We start from the raw sequence: 13,034 nt of genomic DNA, 5'->3' as shown, positions 1-13,034 counted from the left end.
AGTCGTCGGCCGTGCGGTCAGTCGTCGGTCTCGACGGCGTCCGGCTGCACGAGGTCGGCGACGGGCGTGTTGTGCTTGACGTCGCTGCGCTTGCCGATGGCCGTGTCCAGTGCGCGCACCAGCTTGCCGGAGGCGCCGGTGATCGCCTGGTGCAGGTCGCCGGCCTGGTCCGTCACGGCGATCGGCGGGATACCGGCCACGCGTGCTTCCATCATGCAGCGCTTGTCGTTCGGACCGGTCTTGTGACCGTTATTGTCACCGAGGTGAACCTCGACGCGGGTAATGGCTTCGCCGAAGCGTTCCAGCGCCGAGCGAACGACACTTTCGACGTGGTTGTCCAGGTTGGCATCATGGGTAATGGCCTTGTCGGTATTCACTTGAACTTGCATTGTTGTTCTCCTCGTTGTGATGGCTCAATATTACGTCTTACGGGGCCCTTCTGTTGTTAAGTGCAGCACATTGCCGCGTTTTCAAGGCCTTACTCCGCCTGCTGCGCCAACTCTTTCTCGTGGTGCGGGAACCGGTCCATCTTCGCGAGCACGGGGAACAGCTTGATCCACGCGCCCGTGACGAAGAGCGTGGCGACGCCGCCGAAGACGACGGCGCGCGACAGGCCCATCCAGCCGGCAGTGACGCCGGATTCGAATTCGCCCAGTTCGTTCGATGCGCCGATGAACACGTAATTGACGGCGCTGACCCGGCCGCGGATCGCATCCGGCGTTTCGAACTGCACCAGCAGGTGACGCACGTAGACGCTGATCATGTCGCCGGCGCCCATCAGCAGCAGGCAGGCGAGGGCGACGGCGAAGGTGGTCGTAGTGCCGAGCACGACGGTGCCCATGCCGAACACGGCCACGCCGCCAAACATCCACGCGCCGACCCGGCGCGTGATGGGGAAGAACGCCAGCGCGATCGAGCACAGCGCGGCGCCGGCCCCGGGCGCCGAACGCAGCATGCCCAGGCCGGACGGGCCAATGTGCAGCACGTCGTGGGCCAGCGCCGGCAGCAGCGCCGTGGCGCCGCCGAACAGCACGGCGAACAGGTCCAGCGAGATCGCGCCCAGCACGATGGGGCGCGACTTCACGAAGCGCAAGCCTTCCAGCACGCTGTGCCACGTGGCCGGTTCGCGGTTGCTGGCCTGCGGCGGGGCCTTGGTGATCGCCATCAGCACCGTGGCCACCAGCAGCAGCGCGGCGGCGACGCAATACACGGCGATCGGGCCGTAGATGTACAGCAGGCCGCCCAGCGAAGGGCCGGCGATCACGGCGACGTGGAAGCTGGACGAGGAGAGCGCTACCGCCTTGCTGAGGTCCTGCTGGGGCACCAGGTTCACCAGCATCGCCTGCGTGGCCGGCCCCATGAAGGCGCGCGCGCTGCCGAACAGCACGAGCACGGCGAACACGGGCCACACGGCCGCCATGCCGCTGGAGGCGAAGGCAAGCAGCAGCAGGCCCACCAGCAATTGCGTGGCCAGGCAGGCCGTGACGATGTTGCGGCGGTTGTAGCGGTCGGCCACGTGGCCCGCAGGCAGGATCAGCAGCAGGAACGGCGCGAATTGCGCCAGGCCGATCATGCCGAGGTAGAACAGGTTGTGGGTCATCGAATAGACTTGCCAGCCGACGGCGATGTTCTGCATCTGCACGGCAAGCGTGCCGAGGATGCGGGCGGACAGGTAAAACGTGAAGTTACGGTGACGCAGGACGGCGAAGCCGTTGGATGAGGACATGAAGCGATCGGTGGTCAGACGCGGCCCGCCGCCCGGCCGGGAGGCCGGCGGGGAACCGGGATCGCGAGGTGGTTAAGGTTGGGCCAGGTCGGCTTCGGTGGTGAAGGCGTCCGCGTAGAATTCGTCTTCCGGCAAGCCGCAGGTGGCGACGAAATCGCGCTTTGCCGATTCGACGACGATCGGCGCGCCGCACGCATAGACCTGCCAGCCGCTCAGGTCCGGCAGGTCGGCCACGGCGGCCTGGTGCACGTAGCCTTTGCGGCCCGTCCAGCCGTCTTCGTCCAGCGCATCGGACACCACGGGAACGTAGCTGAAGTTGGGCAGCTCGCGCGCCCATTCTTCGCACAGCGCATGCATGTACAGGTCGCGCGGCCGGCGGCCGCCCCAGTACAGCACCATCTTGCGCTGCGAACCGGACGCTTTCATCTGCTCGACGATCGCCTTGATCGGCGCGAAACCGGTGCCGGACGCCAGCAGCACCATCGGCTTGTCCGATTCCTCGCGCACGAAGAACGTGCCCAGCGGGCCCTCGAAGCGCAGGATGTCGCGCTCCTTCAGCGTGCCGAACACCTGGTCGGTGAACAGGCCACCCGGCATGTGCCGGATGTGCAGCGAGACCGGGCCGGCGCCGGGTGCGCTGGCCATACTGTAGCTGCGGCGCTTGCCGTCGCGCAGCAGGAATTCGATGTACTGCCCGGCACGGTATTCCAGCACTTCATTGGCGGGCAGCTGCAGCGTCATCACGATCACGTCCGGCGCCACCTTTTCCAGCGTGGTCACGCGCGACGGCATCTTCTTGACGGGGAAGTCGCCGCTGCCGGCCACTTCGCGGGCGGAAATCACGAGGTCGGAATGGGGTATCGCGCAACAGAACAGCGACATGCCCTGGGCTTCCTCTTCCTCGGACAGCGCACGGCGCTGGTGCGGCTTGTGCGTGATCTCGCCGGCAACGACCTTGCCCTTGCAGGAGCTGCACGCGCCGTTCTTGCAGCCGTACGGCAGCCCGACGCCGGCCCGCATGGCCGCCGCCAGCACGGTTTCATCCTCGTCGCATGCGAACTGGTGACCGCTGGGCTGAACAGTAATCTGAAACGTCATACAATCCTTGAATAATGAAAACCTCAAGCAAACAAAAATCCGGCCGGATCCTCGGAAAGCCGCGCCTGCTGGTCCTCGGCTGCGGCGATGTCGGCATGCGGCTGTTGCCACTGCTGTGCGCACGCTACCGCGTCTTCGCCGTCACCCGCGATGCGGCCGATGTCGGCGCGTTGCGGGCTGCCGGCGCGGTTGCCGTGCTGGCCGACCTCGACCAGCCAGCCACGCTGCGCCGCCTCAAGGGCCTGGCCCACACGGTGATCCACCTGGCGCCGCCGCCGGGGGCCGGCGAACGCGATAGCCGCACGCGCAATGTGACCGCCATTCTACCCGAGGCGGCGAAGGTCGTTTATGTGAGCACGACCGGTGTCTATGGCGACCTGGCGGGGCGGCTCGTCGATGAAACGCAACCGGTGGCACCCCGCAATATCCGGGCGCGCCGGCGCGTGGACGCGGAAGGGCAATTGCGCCGCTGGGCCCGCCGTGCGCAAGGTCGCCTGGCCATCCTGCGCGTGCCCGGCATCTACGCGGCGGACCGGCTGCCGCTCGAGCGCCTGCGCCAGGGCACGCCCGCGCTCGATGCCGCGGACGATGTCTACACGAACCACATCCATGCGGACGACCTGGCGGCACTGCTGCGGGCGGCACTGTATCGCGGCCGGCCGCAGCGGGTCTACCACGCGGTCGACGACAGCGCGATGCGCATGGCCGAGTATTTCGATGCCGTGGCCGATGCTGTCGGTCTGCCCCGTCCGCCCCGCCTGCCGCGCCCGCAGCTGGCACAGGTGGTATCGCCCACGCTGCTGTCGTTCATGTCCGAGTCGCGCCGTCTCGCCAATGGCCGGTTGAAGCGCGAACTGGGCGTGCGGCTGCGCTACCCAACCGTTGCCGACGGGCTACAAAGCATGACGGCCATCCGCCAGGATTGACGCGCCGCAAACGTGATTTTCCTGCTTGCGACTAACGTAGGCAGACATCACGAGGAGGTCGTATGGAAGCGAACCGCCGGCATCCCAGCAAGGAAGAAGTACGGGCATGGATGGCCCGGCGCCGGGTTTCCTCCCGCGCCGGGTTACCGCTGCCGCTGCCCTCGCCGGATGAACTCCGGCGCGAACTGGGCTGGCATCAGTTGCCGGTGGCCCGGCAGGAAGCGCTCCCGATGGCCCTGCCTCTCTCGCTGGCCGAACTCGCGGCCCTGACGATCGTCACATGGTGCTGGCTGCTGCTGTTGCTGCCCCGCGAGTCCTCGCAATCGGCTTCGTAGGTTACCTACCATAGAATGTGGTGTTGAAATCTCTCGGATTCTCACGCAGGTTGCCAAAATTTAAGCAATCCGGTGTACCATATTGTCCGCATACAAACTACTTCGCCGTGCGCGATGGTTTGTCACCAGAGACCGGTAACGAACCGGCGGAAATGGGTAACCCTGCTATTGCTTCAAAAGAGCATCTTGCTTTAAAAGAGCATTGTCCGAGAAAGTTTGAATATGTCATTCCTGAAAGACCTGACCGCATCGCCGTCGTACAACCCGAACCGCGTCCTCGACGCCATCATTGCCAAGCTGGACCTGAAGAACGACGCGGCCCTGTCGCGCGCCCTCGAAGTGGCGCCGCCCGTCATCAGCAAGATCCGCCACAACACGCTGCCGATCGGCGCCACGATCCTGATCCGCATGCATGAAATCAGCGATTATTCCATCCGCGAGCTGCGCGACCTGATGACGCATTGATGGCCCATCGGTAGCGTACTGATAACGCTAGAGTGGTTCGCTGCGCGGTGCACGAAAACCGCTCGACAATGCGCACACAAAAAAAAGCCGGCCCGTTGCGGGGCCGGCTTTTTTCATTGGGGCGTGCTCAGGCGAGGCGCGGACGTTCCGTATAGAACGCGGTCTGTGCCGGTGCCGCGTCGATACGGCCGGAATAAGCCGTTGCGGTGCCGATGCGGCCCGAATAGGCCGTTTTCGGGCTCACGTTCGCGTCGCTGATCCGGCCGGAATACGCCGTTTGCGCGGCAACGGTCGGCGCGGCGGCGCGGCCGGAATAGGCGATGCGGCCGGAATAGGCGGTCTCCGTGCCGATCCGCCCCGAATAGGCCACATCGGTGCCGATACGGCCCGAATAGGCGGTTTGCGCGCTGATCCTTCCGGAATAGGCCGTGTCGGTGCCGATGCGGCCCGAGTAAGCGACATCGGTGCCGATCCGGCCGGAATACGCGGCATCGGCGCTGATGCGCCCCGAATATGCCGGCTCGGCGTTGCGCAGGTAGGCGTCGCCGAAGGTCTCCTCGTACAGCTCTTTCATCCGGTCGCCCACGCGGCGGTGCGCTTCCTCGTCATCTTCGCCGCGCAGGCCGATGTACGGAAAATGGTGCAGGAAATAGCCGAACACCTTGTCGCAATCGACCGCGTATTTCATCGTATCGAGGATGTGGTAATGCCAGAACGTGTCCACGTCCATCAGCGGCGCGGTCTGCTCGTTCGGAAACATCTTCATCAGGTACAGAAAACGGCGGTATTCGAACTCGACAGCATTGACCTTTTCCAGCGACCAGCCTTCGCCCGATTCCTCGTGCATCAGCTTGACCTTGATGGGCTCCAGGTCGAGTTCGGCGATCTGTTTGAAATGTTCGGTAGAAACCATGTACATCCTCTCCAAGGGTTGCCGGCACTGCGATGCCGTATCTGAATTGATGTTGATGCAAGGAAACATCAACAAACCCCAGTATAGGTCGTTCTTTACGGATTGCAAGAAACGATTCAATCGTGCGGGAAGGCCAGGGGGAAGAGGCGCGGAACCGCTGTTGCGGTTCCGCGACAATGCACCAGGCAGCAGTCAGGCGGTGGTTTGCGCCAGTCGCGGCCGCACGGTGTAGACCGGGCTGACCGCCGGGATTTGCGCGCCGTCGATCGGCGTCGCCGCGTCCGGTGCACGGCCCGACCAGGCGGTTTGCCCGGCCAGCGGCGTTGCCATGCCCGACCAGGCGGTCCTTGCGGCCGGCGTTGCCATACCCGACCAGGCGGTCCTTGCGGCCAGTGCGGTTGCCGCACCCGACCACGCGGTCTTTGCTGCCGGCGTTGCCATGCCCGACCAGGCGGTCTTCGCAGCCAACTGGGTCGCCATGCCCGACCAGGCGATTTGCGTGTCCTGCGATGCCGTCGCGCGGCCCGACCAGGCAGTGGTGCCCGCGCGGAGGTAATCCTCGCCGAACGTTTCTTCGTACAGTTCCTTCATGCGCGCGCCCATGCTTTGATGGACTTGCTCGTCTTCTTCGCCGCGCAGGCCGATATAAGGGAAGTGATGCAGGAAATAACCGAACACCGCCTGGCAATCGAACGCGTACTTCAGCGTATCGAGGATGTGGTAATGCCAGAACGTGTCCACGTCCATCAGCGGCGCGGACTGTTCGTCCGGATATTTTTTCATGAGGATCAGGAAACGCCGGTATTCCTTCTCCACCGCGTTGGCATGCTCCAGGCTCCACCCTTCGCCTGATTCCTTGTGCATCAGCTTGACCTTGATGGGGTCCAGGTCCAGTTCTTCGATCGTCGTGTAGTCAGTCATCCTTGGTCTCCTATTGTTGAGGTAGGTCAATGCAATTAAAACAAGGCCTATTGTTGCCTTTGCTTAAATGGCGCTATTGATCTTGCTCAAACTATAGGAGGCTTATATGCAACTATTTTCTGTTATGAATGATTACTGTTAGTTTGCAAACTCGCCGATTGCCGGCTGCGCAGCGCGCCAGGCTACCGGCACCGTGACGGTGACCGTGGTGCCGCCATGGGGCCGGCTGACGATGGAGCAGTCGCCGCCCAGTAAGCTCATGCGTTCCTCGATGCCCACGAGGCCGAACGAGCCATTCTTGTTGCGGCTGCCGTCGTGCAGGCCGATACCGTTGTCGGCAATGACCATGCGCAGGGTGCCGCCGAGCTGGCGCAGTTCCACGCGCACATGCGTGGCCCGTGCATGTTGCTGGATGTTGCTGAGCGATTCCTGCAGCACCCGGAACAGTGCCACGGCGCAGCGGTCGTCCAGATCCGGCGTGCCGTCGGGGTCGAGCACGTCGCACTCGATGCCGGAACGTTTGCGGAACTGCGTGATCTGCCATTCCACCGCGGCCGACAGCCCGAGATCGAGCACGTTCGGCCGCAGATCGTTGATGATGTTGCGCACGCTGCGGATCGTGTCGTCGATCTGTTTCAGCGTGGCGGTGGCGCGGGAGTGCAGGCGGGGGTGGCGCAACGCCGTGCGGCTGGCCAGGATATCGGCTTCGATCCGCAGCGCCAGCAGGTTCTGGCCCAGGTCGTCGTGGATCTCGCGGGCGATGCGCTTGCGTTCTTCCTCCTTGATCTGCTCGGCATGTGCGGCCAACCGGCGCAGCCGCTGGTGCGACAGTTGCAGCTTGGCCTGGCTGTCGCGCAATTCGCGCGTCATGTCGCGCGCCATCTGCAGCGCGCGCCGCCGCGACGAGACCTGGGCATGGAACAGCGCGTACATCAGCAGCGTGCTGACAAAGCCGACCAGCGCGGCCAGCCACGGCAGGTAGGCGTCAAAGCTCGAGAACAGCGCCCCCCGGGGCGCATCGAAATACACCTGCCACAGCCTGCCGTTGTAGTTCACGGGCAGGCTCAACTCAACATGATCGTCCGGCGGCGCCCGGCCGGCGGCCGATTCGATGCTGTCGAACAGCAGGTGGCCATTCGGATGGCCATCCGGCGGCGTGCCGGCCACGGCGCTGTACAGTCGCACCCGCACTTCGCGCACCGGCGTATCGACCATGGCCGCCTCCACCAGGCGCGGCACGGAAAAGCCGATGCCTACCGAGCCCAGGTAAGCGGCGCGGCGATCGGCCACGGTGTCGACCGGCATGTCCGCCCGGTACACGGGCAAGCGCAACGGCATGCCGAACTGCGTGGGCGCTTCGGGCAATTGCACCGGCAGGCCCGACGTGGAGATCGCGCCCGTGTCGCGCGCCTGCTCCAGGGCACGGGCAACGGCGGGGCGGGAGGCCAGGTCGTATCCGAACTTGCCTTTGGCGCCGTACATCGGTTCGAGCAGCGTGATGACGGTGTAATCGGGCCGCTGGCCGGAGGGCGAGATCCGAAATTCAGGGTAGCCCAGCTCGCGTACCGTCGCACTGCGCATCTGGTGTTCGAACGCGGCGCGGCGCTCGTCCGGCACGTATTGCGCGAAGTTGATCGTGGCGATCGACGGGAAATTATGCGGAATGTCCAGGCCTCGCACGTAGCGATGGAAACTCTGGGGCGACATTTCCTCGCTGGCCTGGAAATGGCTGGCGGCGCCGCGCAGCACGTCGGTACATGCCTTGATGCCGCCGGCAATATTGTGCTGGATGCTGCGGGCCTGGTTGCGGAACCGTTCCAGCGCCTCGCTTTCGAGGGAGTTGGCCATCCATGCGTAGAATCCGGCGCCGACCAGCATCGACAGCAGCACGCCGCTCCACCAGGAGGGTTTCGCTTCGTGCAATTTTCCTGACAAAGGTTGTTTCATGGACGGCGCGCTGGGAGAGCTGAGTTCGTGTTCAAAATATAGGCAGTCGAGGTGAGCTGCGTCAAGAACAAAGCGACTCCCGGACAGGAACCGTTGCGGCAGACGCAGCCCTCGTCTGTCACCGTGGTGAATCTCATGCACGAACGAAAAACAGGGGACGTACCCTGGTTTCCAGGAAAGAAATCCTTATGGCAGCAAGAGTGACGCTGGCGCAGCATAGCCCTGTCTGTCACTAAAATGCCGAGAAACAAGGGTACGTCCCCAGTTTTGCTAATGGAAAAGCCGCCTCGCGGGCGGCTTTTCTTCAGGATTTACTTCGCGCTTCCCCAACTGTCTTTCAGCGTGACGATGCGATTGAACACGGGTTTGCCCGGCCGGGAATCGACCCGGTCGGCCACGAAGTAGCCGTGGCGCTCGAACTGGAAGCGCTGCTCGGCCTGCGCATCCTTCAGGCCCGGTTCCAGGTAGGCGGTCACCACTTCCTTGGCCTTCGGATTCAGGAATTCCTTGAAGTCCTTGCCGCCGGCATCCGGCTGCGGGTCCGTGAACAGGCGGTCATACAGCCGCACTTCCGCTTCCAGCGCGGCGCTCGCGCTGACCCAGTGGATGTTGCCCTTGACCTTGTAGTTGTTCGCGCCATCGGTGCCGGATTTGCTGTCGGGGAAGTAATTGACGTGCACGGCGATCACTTTGCCGTTCTCGTTCTTGTCGTAGCCCGTGCATTCGGCCACGAAGCCGTATTTCAGGCGCACGCGCGCACCCGGCTGGTCGCCGATCGGCGGGTAGAAACGGAAGTAGCCTTTCGACGGTACTTCCATGAAATCCTCTTCCTCGATCCACAGCTCGCGGGTGAACGGGAACGTGCGGTTGCCCAGTTCCGGATGGTGCGGGTGCACGGGCGAGCTGCACTCGACGCTTTCATTGGCGTCGAAATTGTCGACGACCAGTTTCAACGGCTTGAGCACGGCGATCGCACGCGGCGCCTTCGGGTCCAGGTCTTCGCGCACGGCGCCTTCCAGCACGCCGAAGTCGATCCAGCCGTCGGACTTCGTCACGCCCGTGCGTTCGGCCATGAGCTGGATGCCTTCCGGCGTGAAGCCGCGGCGGCGCATGCCCACCAGCGTGGACAGGCGTGGATCGTCCCAGCCGTCGACGATGCCTTCCTCGACCAGCTGGCGCAGCTTGCGCTTGGACGTGACGATGTACGTCAGGTTCAGGCGCGAGAATTCGTATTGCTTCGGCAGCGGCTTCTTGAAGAAGCCGCCTGCCGCCAGCGTTTCCAGCAGCCAGTCGTAGAATGGCCGGTGATCCTGGAATTCCAGCGTGCACACGGAGTGCGTGATGTTTTCCAGCGCATCCGAGATCGGGTGCGTGTAGTCGTACATCGGGTAGATGCACCACTTGTCGCCCGTGCGGTGGTGGTGCGCATGGCGGATGCGGTAGATCGCCGGATCGCGCAGGTTCATGTTCGGCGACGCCATCGCGTCTTCGCTCATCTTCGCGCGCAGGATGTGCTCGCCATCGGCGTACTTGCCGGCCTTCATGTCGCGGAACAGTTGCAGCGATTCCTCGGCGGGGCGGTTGCGGAAGCGCGAGTTCACGCCCGGCGTATTGAAATTACCCCGGTTCGCCGCCATTTCCTCGGCGCTCTGGCTGTCCACGTAGGCGTAGCCGGCCGTGATCAGGTATTCCGCCATCTCGTACAGCCGGTCGAAATAATCGCTGGCATAGTGCAGGTAGCCGTCGCCGCCGGCGGAGTCCTGGCTTTCCCAGGAAAAGCCCAGCCATTTCACGCTGTCCATGATGGAGTCGACGTATTCCTGCTCTTCCTTGGCCGGATTGGTGTCGTCGAAGCGCAGGTGGCAGCGCCCCTGGTAGTCGCGCGCCAGGCCGAAGTTCAGGCAGATCGACTTGGCATGGCCGATATGCAGGTAGCCGTTCGGCTCCGGGGGGAAACGGGTGATGACGGGAGGCAGCCCTTCGCGCTGGTGCGCGCCGGTGGCCAGGTCGTGTTCGACGATGTTGCGAAGGAAATTCGGTGCTGGTGCCGCTGCGGCTGTCTTTTTGTCGTTGCTCATGTACGAGGGCAGGAATTGGAGTCGATTGGCGGCCATTTTACCGTACGTCGCCTCGTGCGGCGGGACAGCCGATCGTTTTCTATAGGATAATTCGCCCTTACGCCCACGTTTTTGGACCAGAGTGTCGAGGCAGAGGAAAACCATGGATAATTTGTACAACGTGCTCGGTATCGCGCCGAACGCGACGGAAGACGAGATCAAGAAGGTCTACCGGTCGCTGGCGATGCGCTTCCATCCGGACCGCAATCCCGAGCCCGGTGCCGATGCCCGCTTCAAGGCCATCGTCAAGGCCTATGAGGTATTGTCCGACCCCGCGAAGCGGGAGGAATACAACCAGAGCCTGAACCACCGGATCATCATCGATCCGGAAGAGGAAGCCTACCAGTTGTGGCGCTCCGTCTTCAGCCTGCATGGCGTCACGTTACCTGCCGCCTGAACCAGACAAGCATTTACGAAAAGAGTCAGCAATGAGAAGAGTACACCCCGAGTTCGCCTTTCAGGCGCGCGAACTGGCCGAGCAGATCGATGGCATCCTCGGCGATCCGCCGGACCGCAAGAACTACAAGGCGATGACGCAGGCGCTGGTGACCGAGTACGCCAACGGCGGCGGCATCGAAGACCTGAACATGATGGCGTTCGCGCTGGTGGACGTGATCGATATCGCCGAACCGAAGACGCTGCTGGCGGACGCCGAGGACTTCGAGTTCGGCGACCCGGCGCGCGTGTTCGCGGCCGTGTCGTGCCCGGAGGGCGAGCCCGCCCGCATGCTCGCGGCCATCGAGGAAAACCACCTGGAACTGGGCCGCCAGGCCATCGTTACCGCGTTCCTGCACAAGCACCCGCGCATGTGGGATGACGACGACACGTCGCTCGACCAGCTGGCCGAAGGCGACGAGGGCGATGACGACGAGGAAGACGGCGGCGCCAGCGAGGAATTCACCCAGATGTTCGACCAGGAAGGAGAGCGTTGATGTCCGAGGAAAAGTCCAATCTGCCCGCGATCAGCAAGCAGGTGACGGAACTGGTGCTGGCCGGCTCGCTGGCACACGCCGAGCAGGCGTTCGCGGATGCGGCCGAGCAGCACGGCGACCTCGCCGTGGTGGAGGTGCTGCAGAATATTCCGCCGCACGTGACGGCGCTGCACATGGCCGGCTTCGACGGCGGCAAGCTGTCGCTGGCCACGCTGCTGGTGCCGCCGAAGGCCTGGGCCGACAGCCTGGCCTACATCGCCGCCACGTGGAACGAGGACATGATCGAGGACGATCCCGAGCGCATCGCCGAGGGCCTGTTCAATCACATCCACGGCGTGGTGTTCGGCACCGAGGACGAGGAGCGCCGCCGCGAACTGCTGCAGGAAGCATCGGCTTCCGACCATGGCGCGACCGTGTTCGCCATCGTGTTCTCGCTGGCGCCGAAGGAGATGCTGGAAGTGGCCGGCGAAGTGATCTCGAAGGGTTCGTACATCACGGCGCAATCGTCGTCCGACAGCGACGTGGTGCCGCTGGCCGTGGCGCTGGCGCAGGCCAGCGAGGATGGTTGGGACCGTGCGCTGTTCGAGCTGTTCCCCGAGTTCCGCCACAGCGCGGACCTGGCCGATGCCGAATATTCCGACGATCCCGACGAGGAAGAACCGTCGGTGCTGCAGCGCTCCACGAAGGAGCTGCTGTACCGCCTGCGCAAGCAGGTGCCGAGCACCCGTAGCGCCAGCGCGCGCGGCGGCCGCCGCAACCTGGGCACGGGGATCTTCTCCTGATGCTGCCGGCACTCGTACGCGAAAACCTGCCGAGACTGACGCGCGCGATCAAGCTGCTGCCGGGCGACGACCGCCCGGACGCTGCCGTGATGCTGGCCGACGAACTGGCCGGCATCACGGCGATGGTCGCCGAGAAGTTCACCAACCACCGCACTTCCGAAGGCATCCAGAAGGCCGTCAACCTCACGGTGGGCGGCGTATCGCTGGGCCTCGAACAGTTGCTGTCCGTGGACAGCGACGCGGCCGCGCTCGACTTCCTCGTCGAGAACGGCGCCGAGGCGGCATTCCAGGCGGGCTTTCGCCAGCTGAAGGACCTGGCCGCGATGCCCGAGGATACGCTGGTGGGCGAATACGACCAGGACCCCGTGTATGCCCAGCGGCGCCTGCGCGACATCTTCTTCGACCTCTGCCTGACCGACCCGAACGCGAACTGGGACGGTCCGGCACGCTACCAGGAACAGTTCAGGCAGCGCCAGGAAGCACAGGCCGTCGTCCGCTTCGCGAGCTGGCTGCGGCGGCACAACAGCGGCGGCGCCATCAAGGACACCGACCTGAACGCGGAAGGCGTGATCGCGCTGGCGATCATCTTTGCCGTCGAAGGAGGAGGGCGCATCGTGGCCCGCACCGGCCAGAAGGACTTCGAGCGCTTCGTGAAGGCGGTGCGCGCGAACAAGCCCGACTTCGAAGCCGGCTGGACCGAACTGGTGGCCGCCGTGCCCGCCCAGCACCATCCGGTGCTGCTGAACCGCATCGACGTGTACCGCAAGGGCTGCACGGTGCTGCAGCACATTCCCGGCCGCACGGCGATGAAGACGCTGTTTGCCGAGCTGGAGAATTATGCGGGCTCGGAGCTGGACCCCGACTACGACTGA

14 protein-coding genes are annotated in these 13,034 nt (G+C 64.2%); 7 read left to right on the top strand and 7 right to left on the bottom strand.

All coding sequences use genetic code 11. The features are described from left to right. Window positions 1-17: 17 nt before the first annotated feature. The 3 genes from ACY65G_RS26390 to ACY65G_RS26380 form a co-directional block, all read right to left on the bottom strand. Window positions 18-389, bottom strand: a complete 372-nt coding sequence (locus ACY65G_RS26390; RefSeq protein WP_130185825.1) for an HPF/RaiA family ribosome-associated protein — start codon at window positions 387-389, stop codon at window positions 18-20. Window positions 390-478: 89 nt separating this feature from the next. After that, window positions 479-1,726, bottom strand: coding sequence for an MFS transporter (locus tag ACY65G_RS26385; protein ID WP_465000253.1), 1,248 nt, complete (start codon window positions 1,724-1,726; stop codon window positions 479-481). 72 nt (window positions 1,727-1,798) lie between these two features. Further along, window positions 1,799-2,824, bottom strand: a complete 1,026-nt coding sequence (locus ACY65G_RS26380) for a CDP-6-deoxy-delta-3,4-glucoseen reductase (RefSeq protein WP_465000252.1) — start codon at window positions 2,822-2,824, stop codon at window positions 1,799-1,801. 95 nt (window positions 2,825-2,919) lie between these two features. On the opposite strand from ACY65G_RS26380, the gene ACY65G_RS26375 reads away from it, so the two are divergent. The 3 genes from ACY65G_RS26375 (at window position 2,920) to ACY65G_RS26365 (ending at window position 4,550) form a co-directional block, all read left to right on the top strand. Beyond that, the gene (locus ACY65G_RS26375) at window positions 2,920-3,750 is read left to right on the top strand and encodes a sugar nucleotide-binding protein (protein WP_465000251.1); all 831 of its coding nucleotides are present in this window, start codon (window positions 2,920-2,922) and stop codon (window positions 3,748-3,750) included. Between the two features lie 62 nt (window positions 3,751-3,812). After that, window positions 3,813-4,085 carry a hypothetical protein gene (locus ACY65G_RS26370; RefSeq protein ID WP_465000250.1) on the top strand — a complete coding sequence of 91 codons (273 nt, stop codon included), beginning with the start codon at window positions 3,813-3,815 and terminating at the stop codon, window positions 4,083-4,085. 222 nt (window positions 4,086-4,307) lie between these two features. Continuing rightward, window positions 4,308-4,550, top strand: coding sequence for a hypothetical protein (locus ACY65G_RS26365; RefSeq protein WP_130185820.1), 243 nt, complete (start codon window positions 4,308-4,310; stop codon window positions 4,548-4,550). Window positions 4,551-4,677: 127 nt separating this feature from the next. Here the strand turns inward: ACY65G_RS26365 and ACY65G_RS26360 are convergent, their stop codons facing one another. The 4 genes from ACY65G_RS26360 to ACY65G_RS26345 form a co-directional block, all read right to left on the bottom strand. After that, complete coding sequence (locus ACY65G_RS26360; RefSeq protein ID WP_465000249.1) at window positions 4,678-5,463, bottom strand: glycine-rich domain-containing protein; 786 nt, start codon at window positions 5,461-5,463, stop codon at window positions 4,678-4,680. 192 nt (window positions 5,464-5,655) lie between these two features. After that, window positions 5,656-6,384, bottom strand: coding sequence for a glycine-rich domain-containing protein (locus ACY65G_RS26355; RefSeq protein ID WP_465000248.1), 729 nt, complete (start codon window positions 6,382-6,384; stop codon window positions 5,656-5,658). A gap of 138 nt (window positions 6,385-6,522) precedes the next feature. After that, window positions 6,523-8,331: a CHASE domain-containing protein gene (locus ACY65G_RS26350; RefSeq protein ID WP_465000247.1), complete on the bottom strand. Its 1,809-nt coding sequence runs from the start codon at window positions 8,329-8,331 to the stop codon at window positions 6,523-6,525. A 311-nt stretch (window positions 8,332-8,642) separates the two neighbouring features. Further along, window positions 8,643-10,409, bottom strand: coding sequence for a glutamine--tRNA ligase/YqeY domain fusion protein (locus ACY65G_RS26345; protein WP_465000246.1), 1,767 nt, complete (start codon window positions 10,407-10,409; stop codon window positions 8,643-8,645). A 142-nt stretch (window positions 10,410-10,551) separates the two neighbouring features. On the opposite strand from ACY65G_RS26345, the gene ACY65G_RS26340 reads away from it, so the two are divergent. Genes ACY65G_RS26340 through ACY65G_RS26325 form a run of 4 tightly spaced genes read left to right on the top strand, consistent with a single transcriptional unit; the run spans window position 10,552 to window position 13,034 of the window. After that, window positions 10,552-10,845 (top strand): DnaJ domain-containing protein, encoded by a 294-nt coding sequence (locus ACY65G_RS26340; RefSeq protein ID WP_465000245.1) that lies wholly within the window; start codon window positions 10,552-10,554, stop codon window positions 10,843-10,845. A 31-nt stretch (window positions 10,846-10,876) separates the two neighbouring features. Next, window positions 10,877-11,380, top strand: coding sequence for a hypothetical protein (locus ACY65G_RS26335; protein WP_465000244.1), 504 nt, complete (start codon window positions 10,877-10,879; stop codon window positions 11,378-11,380). Then, a complete protein-coding gene (locus tag ACY65G_RS26330) occupies window positions 11,380-12,162 on the top strand; it encodes a hypothetical protein (protein WP_465000243.1) in 783 nt (260 codons plus the stop codon). The genes ACY65G_RS26335 and ACY65G_RS26330 overlap by 1 nt, the downstream gene beginning before the upstream one ends. Next, complete coding sequence (locus ACY65G_RS26325) at window positions 12,162-13,034, top strand: hypothetical protein (RefSeq protein ID WP_465000242.1); 873 nt, start codon at window positions 12,162-12,164, stop codon at window positions 13,032-13,034. The genes ACY65G_RS26330 and ACY65G_RS26325 overlap by 1 nt, the downstream gene beginning before the upstream one ends.

It is taken from the genome of Pseudoduganella sp. jia 12, from assembly GCF_055502675.1.
Note: the sequence above shows the minus strand (reverse complement) of the source record. Positions and strands in the feature narration are given on the sequence as shown.

Coding starts and splice junctions, on each gene's coding strand:
- ACY65G_RS26335 (WP_465000244.1), top strand. CDS start 10,877: ATGAGAAGAGTACACCCCGAGTTCGCCTTTCAGGCGCGCGAACTGGCC.
- ACY65G_RS26360 (WP_465000249.1), bottom strand. CDS start 5,463: ATGGTTTCTACCGAACATTTCAAACAGATCGCCGAACTCGACCTGGAG.
- ACY65G_RS26365 (WP_130185820.1), top strand. CDS start 4,308: ATGTCATTCCTGAAAGACCTGACCGCATCGCCGTCGTACAACCCGAAC.
- ACY65G_RS26345 (WP_465000246.1), bottom strand. CDS start 10,409: ATGAGCAACGACAAAAAGACAGCCGCAGCGGCACCAGCACCGAATTTC.
- ACY65G_RS26355 (WP_465000248.1), bottom strand. CDS start 6,384: ATGACTGACTACACGACGATCGAAGAACTGGACCTGGACCCCATCAAG.
- ACY65G_RS26385 (WP_465000253.1), bottom strand. CDS start 1,726: ATGTCCTCATCCAACGGCTTCGCCGTCCTGCGTCACCGTAACTTCACG.
- ACY65G_RS26390 (WP_130185825.1), bottom strand. CDS start 389: ATGCAAGTTCAAGTGAATACCGACAAGGCCATTACCCATGATGCCAAC.
- ACY65G_RS26380 (WP_465000252.1), bottom strand. CDS start 2,824: ATGACGTTTCAGATTACTGTTCAGCCCAGCGGTCACCAGTTCGCATGC.
- ACY65G_RS26330 (WP_465000243.1), top strand. CDS start 11,380: ATGTCCGAGGAAAAGTCCAATCTGCCCGCGATCAGCAAGCAGGTGACG.
- ACY65G_RS26350 (WP_465000247.1), bottom strand. CDS start 8,331: ATGAAACAACCTTTGTCAGGAAAATTGCACGAAGCGAAACCCTCCTGG.
- ACY65G_RS26325 (WP_465000242.1), top strand. CDS start 12,162: ATGCTGCCGGCACTCGTACGCGAAAACCTGCCGAGACTGACGCGCGCG.
- ACY65G_RS26375 (WP_465000251.1), top strand. CDS start 2,920: ATGCGGCTGTTGCCACTGCTGTGCGCACGCTACCGCGTCTTCGCCGTC.
- ACY65G_RS26370 (WP_465000250.1), top strand. CDS start 3,813: ATGGAAGCGAACCGCCGGCATCCCAGCAAGGAAGAAGTACGGGCATGG.
- ACY65G_RS26340 (WP_465000245.1), top strand. CDS start 10,552: ATGGATAATTTGTACAACGTGCTCGGTATCGCGCCGAACGCGACGGAA.